The organism is Streptomyces lothianensis (genome assembly GCF_047779955.1).
Lineage (GTDB): Bacteria > Actinomycetota > Actinomycetes > Streptomycetales > Streptomycetaceae > Streptomyces.
In genome coordinates this window covers 1-7,175 of the sequence record NZ_JBLMKT010000034.1, presented here as the reverse complement: position 1 = coordinate 7,175, position 7,175 = coordinate 1, and the positions used below count along the sequence as shown (strand labels likewise).

Here is a 7,175-nt window from a genome sequence, read left to right as displayed (position 1 = left end):
CGCCGCAGGGCCCGCCCTCCGGGCGGACGAAGCGACTTTCGAAACACGCCCTAGGCCGGCATCCACCGCAGAAGCGTCTTGGTGATCTCCGACACCTCGACGTCGCCTTGAGCGATCGCCTCGATGTAGGCGACGGCTTCTGCCGTGGCGGGCGGCGGCGTTGCGACACCGTTGATGCGCAACGTGATCAGGCAGGCCAGCCATGCGGTGCGCTTGTTGCCGTCGACCAGTGCATGGTTGCGGGCGATGGAGTGCAGGAGTGCGGCGGCCTTCTCGTGCAGCGTGGGGTAGGCCTCCGTGCCGAACACGTTGGTGCGCGGGCGCTCGACGGCGGAAGCAAGCAGGCCCAGGTCGCGCACGGCATGGGTGCTCCCCGTGACCCGGGCCACGACGACGAGCAGTTCGTCGAGGTCCAGGTAACGGATGTCGGTCACTTGAGTGCGTCCAGGATGTCGGCGTGCTCGGTCATGAGGTCATCAAGGGCGTCGTGGACGCTGAGGGTCGCGCGCTGATTGTCCCGGTGGATTGCCTCGATGGCGAGCTGCTGCTTGGACTTGCCTTCGCGGAGGGCTCGCTCGGTGAGGATCTTGTCTTCTGCCTCAGGGAGGCGGAGCGTCATGGCCATAAGCAGATGGTATCACGCAGGTATCAGTCAGCTCCGTTCCGCCCGCAGGGTCAGATCGACTGTGCGCGAGCACGACCTCCTCCGGGGAGGGATCTGCCGCCCCCCAGCCGGGACTGCAGCGCGCCGCCTCGGCGTGCGAGGGCTTTCGCGCCCCGGCCGGACGGGAGCTGTCCGGCGACCTGCCGACCGTCGAGCGGGCCTGTCCCCGTGAGCCGCACGTGCGAGGAGACCAACTCGTCGACGGGACCGGCGAGACGGACCCGTCCGGCGCCGAGGAGCACCAAGTGATCGCAGGTGCCCTCCAGTTCGGGCAGGACATGCGAGGACATCACGATCGTCGTGCCGTGTTCGGCGGCCTCGGCCATCAGCGCGCCCATCAGCTTCTGCCGCGCCACCGGGTCCAGGTCCGCCATCGGCTCGTCGAGCAGCATCAGCCGCGCCCGTTTGCCGAAGGCGAGGGCGAGGGCGACGCGGCTGCGCTGGCCGCCGGAGAGGGAACGGATCCGGGCCCGGGGGTCGAGACCGCCCTGCTCGTACGCGACGGTCTCGGCGGCCGCCGCCGACCAGCGTCCGGAGGAACGGTTCAACTCGGCCCCCAGCTGGAGTACCGCGGCCATCGTGAGCTGGGCGGGCAGCGGTTTCGCCTGCGCGACGTACGCGATCTCGGAGCGCCGCCGGGGAGGCGGCGCGCCCAGGGTCCTCAGTGTTCCCGCGGTGGGCCGCAGCAGCCCGGCCGCGAGCGCGAGCAGCGTCGACTTGCCCGCCCCGTTCGGACCGACGAGCCCGCAGACGCGGCCGGACGGCACGGTGAATCCGCAGGCGTCGAGCACCGGGGGCCGTTGCCCGCGCCCGTAGCGCATCGTGAGGCCTTCGGCATCAAGGGCCGCCTCTGTAAGCGCCGCTTCCGTAAGTGCCGCTTCCGCACTGCTCATCGCTCCCCCTGCTGCTCTTGCGGATAGTGCTCGTCCAGTACGGCGGTGACGAGGGCCAGCGCGTCCTCGCGCTCCAGGCCTTCGGCGCGGGCGCGCGCGGCCCATGCGGCGAGGTCGGCGCGCAGCCCGTCGTGGTCCGCCCGGCCCAGCGTGCGCCGTACGAAGGTGCCCATGCCGCGCCGGGCCTCGACGAGGCCTTCGCGTTCCAGCTCGCGATAGGCCTTGAGCACCGTGTTCGGGTTGATCGCGGTCGCGGCCACCACCTCGCGGGCGGTGGGCAGTTGATCGCCGATGTCGAGGAGTCCGAGACGCAGCGCCTGTTTCGTCTGCTGGACGATCTGTACGTATGTGGCGACGCCGCTGCGCCGGTCGATCCGGTATGCGAACACGCGCTCAACCCCCTTTCACTAATTGAGTAGTGGAAAGGTGATGTAAGAGAAGGGGTCACGTCAAGTGACGTGACCCCTTTGCGAGCTGCGGGTGCCGAGCAAGGGCAGGGACGCTCAGGTCTCCGTGCGGTACATCAGGTCCGTCTCGTACGTGGTGAAGCCGAGGCGTTCGTAGACGGAGACCGCCGGCTTGTTGTCGGCGTCGACGTAGAGCATCGCCGTCGGCAGCCCCGCCGCCGCGAGATGGCGCAGGCCGATGGAGGTCAGGGCCTTGCCGAGGCCGCCGCCCTGTGCGCCGGGGCGGACGCCGAGCACGTACACCTCGCCGAGGCGCTCCTCCGCGTGCACCTTCGTCCAGTGGAAGCCGACCAGCTCCTCGCCGCGGAAGGCGAGGAAGAAGCCGGACGGGTCGAACCAGTCCTGCGCGATCCGGTCGTCGAGGTCGCGCTGGGTGAGCGAGCCCTGCTCGGGGTGGTGGGCGAAGGCCTGCGCGTTGACGGCGAGCCAGGCCGCGTCGTCCTGGCCGGGCACGAAGGCGCGGACGGTGACGCCGTCCGGGAGCTCCGGTTCCGGGAAGGCCGAGGTGTCCAAGGGGCGGCGCATCTGGCGGAGTTCCCGGAACAGCGTGAGGCCGAGGAGCTGGGCGAGGTGCCGGGCGGAGGCGTGCCCGCCGTGTGCCCAGACCCGCAGCCGCTTGCCGGTCGCGGCGAGCAGCGCCTGCCCGAGCGCCCGGCCGTGCCCGCGGCCGCGGTGGCCGGGGTGCACGACGAGTTCGCCGACGGGCGCCTCGACCGGGTCGGTGTCCTCCAGCTGGGCGTAGCCGACGAGTTCGCCGGCGACGGTGAGCAGCAGATGGCGCACGCCCTCGCGCGGCCCGCCGCGCAGCTGCAGCCTGCCCTGCTCGGAGACGGCCTGCTGGCCGTCGGTGCGGGCGGCCTCGGCGAGCAGCTGCGTGACCGTGTCGATCTGCCCGGGGCTGAGGGCGTCCAGGGTGTCGAGCGAGCGTACGGGCGGGGTGGCTGCGTCAGTCATGTCCCCGAGCGTACGGCTCCGTCTCGTTCGCGTCCCGGCTCGGCGGTGGTCGAGTTCCGTCCGGCTGCCCGGCCGAGGCTGCCGGCCCAGAGCAGCGCGCCGCCCGTCAGGGCGATGGCGCCGACCAGCCACTGCGCCGTTCCGCCCGGCAGGGCGCCGACGAGCAGACCGCCCGCCGCGCCGGTGAGCTGCAGGGCGAGCGACTGCACGGACAGGGCGGTGGCCCGGCCCTCGCTGTCCACTCTGCGGTGCAGCAGGTCGTTCTGGTTGGGGCCCGCCGCGCCGAGGCCCAGGTAGACGAGCGCGTATCCGGCGACGGCGAGGACGAGGACGGTGGGTCCGTCGAACGGCACGGTGAAGGCGAGCAGCAGCAGACCGGAGGCGCTCGCGCCGAGGCTCACGAAGACCGCCCGCTCACCGCTTCCGGTGCGGCGGGCGAGCAGGGGCGCGAGGCCGCTGCCGAGACCGCTGCACACGTAGCCGACGCAGGCGAGCCCCGCGAACACGAGCGCGCCCGACGCGGAGGCCCCGGTCAGCGCGGCCGCCCGGCCCGGGGTGAGCAGTTCGAGGGTGAGCAGCGCGGCACCGGCCGCGGCCGCGCTGAGCAGGACGCGGCGCACGATCACGTCCCGGCCGCCAAGGCGGAGGCCGCCGCCGACGGTGGCGGGGATGGAGCGCAGGACGCCGGAGAGGGAGGCGCGGGGGCGCGGGGCCTCGGTGAGCGCGAGCAGCACATAGGCCACGAAGGCGACTTCGATCAGGACGCCGAGGAGCAGCGGGACGGCCAGCGGTACGACGTATCCCGAGGTCGCCTCGGTGAGCCAGGCGCCCGGGTTCGGGCCGAGTCCGAGCAGCCACGGCAGCAGACCGCCGATGAGTGTGCCGAGGGCGATCGCGGCGGCCGAGGCGGTGGAGCCGCGGGCGAGTCCGGTGCGCAGTTCGGCCTCCGGCCCCTGGGTGGCCTGCACCGTGTCGACGTACCAGGCCTCGGCGGGCCCGCTGGACAGGGCGCGGCCCGCGCCGAGCAGTACGCAGCCGAGCGCGACCGGGAGCACCGTGGTGCCGAGTCCGATCAGGGCGAGGGCGAGCAGGTCGAGCACGCCGGCCGCGACGAGTACGGGGCGGCGTCCGAGGACGTCGGAGAGCCCGCCGGTGGGGAGTTCGAGGGCGGCGGCGGTGAGGGAATGGGCGGCGAGGAAGGCGGTGATGGCGGCGAGCGTGAAGCCGCGTTCGGTGAGGAGGAGGATCTGCGGGGCGATGGCGGCGCCCAGCGGGAGCCAGAACAGGGCGAGGGCGGTGACGTAGCGGCGGCGGGCGGAGAGCGGGTCGGGTATCCGTGCGTTCATGAGTGGTCCCCCTCGGAGTCCCTGTCGGAGCCGGATTCGTCCGCTGTCGCCTGCTCACCCGCCGTCGTCCGCTCGCCTTGTGGCGCCGCGTGCTCACCCGCCGCCGCTTGCTCGTGTGCCGCCACCGCCAACCCGGCGACCACGACGACCACTTGCTCGGCGTCCGGTGCCTGAGCGTCCCTTGCGGCCAGTTCGGCGATCTTGTCCTGGAAGGCCTGCGAGAGTTCGGTGAGCGACTGCGGGGTCAGCCGGGGCAGCGTGTCGCTGATGCCCGAGGGCTCGACCCACTCGGGCCCGAGCCGCCCCTCGGCGAGGTCCGCCTCGTGCCGGGCGAGCGACTGGCGCAGATGCTCGATCTGGCGCTCGCGGAGAGTGCTCAGCAGATGACGGGTGCCGGGCGAGGCGTGCAGGGCCTCGTTGCTCCACGAGGTGGTCTCGTGCACCGAACGCCAGCGCCGTTCGCGCCCGTCGCGGTGCTCGGCCTCGGCCACGAACCCGTGCTTCGCGAGCACCCGCAGGTGGTAGCTGGTGGAGGCGGAGGACTCGCCGGTCCGGGCCGCGAGTTCGGTGGCGGTGGCGGGTCCGTCCTGGCGCAGGAGCCCGAGCAGCTCGATGCGCAGGGGGTGGACCAGTGCCTTGAGGGCCGCCGTGTCCTGCTGGGGATCGAGGACGCGGCTGCGGGCGTCGTTGCTTTCGGCCATGGAAGGAACGTAGGGCCGCATCCGCACTCTGCAAAAGTATTTTTGCAGAACTTTTTTGGGAAAGTGCTCCGCCCTGAGGGGCATTCCCGGACCATTCGGGCGGCGCCACCCCACGGCAACCCATCCGTAACCGCAATCCCCTGTCGCGCTACGCGCGTTGACTCTAGGCTGCGGCCCACTGGTCCACAGAGGGGAAAAATGTCAGTGAGGACACAAAGGCACAGGTCGCGCGGTCGGATGCTGGCCGGTGTGACGGCCGTCGCTGCCGCGGCCGCCGTCGCGGCGGTGGCGCTGCCCGCGGGCGCGCAGGGCGCCGAGGGCAAGGGGCAGGGCAACGGGCACGGGCGCACCGTCGACGTGCAGCTCCTGTCGTTCAACGACTTCCACGGCAACCTCGAACCCCCGGCGGGCCGTTCCGGCCGGGTCAGCGAGGAGCAGCCGGACGGCAGCACGAAGGACATCGACGCGGGTGGCGTCGAGTACCTGGCCACGCATCTGCGCGAGGCCCGCGAGGGCCACAAGTACTCGGTGACCGCCGCGGCCGGCGACATGATCGGCGGCTCGCCGATGCTCTCCGGCCTCTTCCACGACGAGCCCACCGTCGAGGCGCTCAACAAGCTCGGCCTGGACGTGTCCTCGGTCGGCAACCACGAGTTCGACGAGGGCCGCGCGGAGCTCGCCCGCATCCAGAACGGCGGCTGCCACGCCGAGGACGGCTGCTACGAGGAGGGCAAGGAGTTCGGCGGCGCCGACTTCCCGTACCTCGCGGCGAACGTGACGGACGAGAAGACCGGCGAGCCGATCCTCAAGCCGTACACCGTCTGGAAGCAGAAGGGCGTCAAGATCGGCTTCATCGGAGTGACGCTCGAGGGCACTCCGGACGTCGTGACCGCCGAGGGCGTCGAGGGCCTTGAGTTCCACGACGAGATCGAGACGATCAACAAGTACGCGGAGGAACTGGACCGCCAGGGCGTCAAGTCCATCGTGGCCCTGATCCACGAGGGCGGCGAGCCCGCCTCCGGCGCGTACAACTACGACTGCGACAGCCCCGCCGCGGGCGACGGCATCTCCGGCCCGATCACCGACATTGCCAAGGGCGTCACGCCCAAGGTCGACGCCATGGTCACCGGCCACACCCACGAGGCGTACGTCTGCAGCATCCCGGACCCGTCCGGCACGCCGCGCCTGGTCACCTCGGCCTCGTCCTTCGGCAAGGCCTACACCGACACCACGCTGACCTACGACCGCCGCACGAAGGACATCGTGCGCACCTCGGTGAAGTGGGGCGAGTCGGCGAACCACGTCGTGAGCCGCGATGTGCGCGGGGCCCGCGACATGCAGGACCTGCTCGAGCACTGGAACACGCTCGCCGCGCCGATCGCCAACCGTCCCGTCGGCTACATCGCCGCCGACATCAACGGCCGTGGCGCCACCACCCCGGAGAAGCCGCTCGGCGACCTGATCGCCGACGCGCAGCTCGCCTACGCCAGGACCCTCGACCCCGAGACCGACCTGGCGCTGATGAACTCCGGCGGCATCCGCTCCGACCTCGTGTACGCGGCGAGCGGCAGCGAGGGCGACGGCGTGGTGACGTACGGGGAGGCCTTCACGGTCCAGCCGTTCAACAACACCGTGAACCTCGTCGACCTCACCGGCGAGCAGCTGATCACCGCCTTCCAGCAGCAGGTCAGCGGCAGCAACGCGGAGTCCCCGCGGATCCTGCAGGTCTCCGAGGGCATCACCTTCACGCTCGACCTGACGAAGACCGGCATCGACCGGGTCATCGTCGACTCGATCAAGCTGAACGGTGAGCCGATCGACCCGGACGCCACCTACCGCGTCGCGATGAACCAGTTCCTCGCGGGCGGCGGCGACGGCTACACCGTCCTCGGCGAGGGCGCCAACCCGCTGATCGGCGGCGACGACCTGGCGGCCTTCGAGGACTACCTGACTGCCAACTCCTCGGCCGAGACGCCGTTCGAGGTCCCGGCGGCGGACCGGATCACGGTCATCCAGTAACACCGACCGCGGCTGTACGTGGGCGGGGGTGCTTGGCTGTGGGCAGTCGTGCTGCAGGGCGGCACGGGTGGGCACAGCGGCACCTCCGCCTGCGGCACCTCCGCCTGCGGCACCTCCGCCTGCGGCACCTC

At 71.7% G+C, this 7,175-nt stretch carries 8 protein-coding genes; 1 reads left to right on the top strand and 7 read right to left on the bottom strand.

Annotation, left to right across the window (positions count from 1 at the left end):
- Positions 1-50 precede the first annotated feature (50 nt).
- From ACLF6P_RS11250 to ACLF6P_RS11220, 7 genes are all read right to left on the bottom strand, one after another.
- Complete coding sequence (locus ACLF6P_RS11250; protein WP_415949885.1) at positions 51-434, bottom strand: type II toxin-antitoxin system death-on-curing family toxin; 384 nt, start codon at positions 432-434, stop codon at positions 51-53.
- Positions 431-625: a hypothetical protein gene (locus ACLF6P_RS11245; RefSeq protein ID WP_415949884.1), complete on the bottom strand. Its 195-nt coding sequence runs from the start codon at positions 623-625 to the stop codon at positions 431-433. Before ACLF6P_RS11245 ends, ACLF6P_RS11250 begins: the two co-directional genes overlap by 4 nt.
- A 50-nt stretch (positions 626-675) precedes the next feature.
- Positions 676-1,557 carry an ABC transporter ATP-binding protein gene (locus ACLF6P_RS11240; RefSeq protein WP_415949883.1) on the bottom strand — a complete coding sequence of 294 codons (882 nt, stop codon included), beginning with the start codon at positions 1,555-1,557 and terminating at the stop codon, positions 676-678.
- Positions 1,554-1,946, bottom strand: coding sequence for a GntR family transcriptional regulator (locus tag ACLF6P_RS11235; protein ID WP_415949882.1), 393 nt, complete (start codon positions 1,944-1,946; stop codon positions 1,554-1,556). Before ACLF6P_RS11235 ends, ACLF6P_RS11240 begins: the two co-directional genes overlap by 4 nt.
- Before the next feature lie 114 nt (positions 1,947-2,060).
- The gene (mshD, locus tag ACLF6P_RS11230; protein WP_415949881.1) at positions 2,061-2,978 is read right to left on the bottom strand and encodes a mycothiol synthase; all 918 of its coding nucleotides are present in this window, start codon (positions 2,976-2,978) and stop codon (positions 2,061-2,063) included.
- A complete protein-coding gene (locus ACLF6P_RS11225) occupies positions 2,975-4,324 on the bottom strand; it encodes an MFS transporter (RefSeq protein ID WP_415949880.1) in 1,350 nt (449 codons plus the stop codon). The genes mshD and ACLF6P_RS11225 overlap by 4 nt, the downstream gene beginning before the upstream one ends.
- Entirely contained in the window at positions 4,321-5,025 is a 705-nt protein-coding gene (locus ACLF6P_RS11220; RefSeq protein WP_415949879.1) for an ArsR/SmtB family transcription factor, read from the bottom strand. Before ACLF6P_RS11220 ends, ACLF6P_RS11225 begins: the two co-directional genes overlap by 4 nt.
- Positions 5,026-5,223: 198 nt before the next feature.
- Between ACLF6P_RS11220 and ACLF6P_RS11215 the strand changes: the two genes are divergently transcribed.
- Positions 5,224-7,044 carry a bifunctional metallophosphatase/5'-nucleotidase gene (locus tag ACLF6P_RS11215; RefSeq protein WP_415949877.1) on the top strand — a complete coding sequence of 607 codons (1,821 nt, stop codon included), beginning with the start codon at positions 5,224-5,226 and terminating at the stop codon, positions 7,042-7,044.
- Positions 7,045-7,175: the final 131 nt, after the last annotated feature.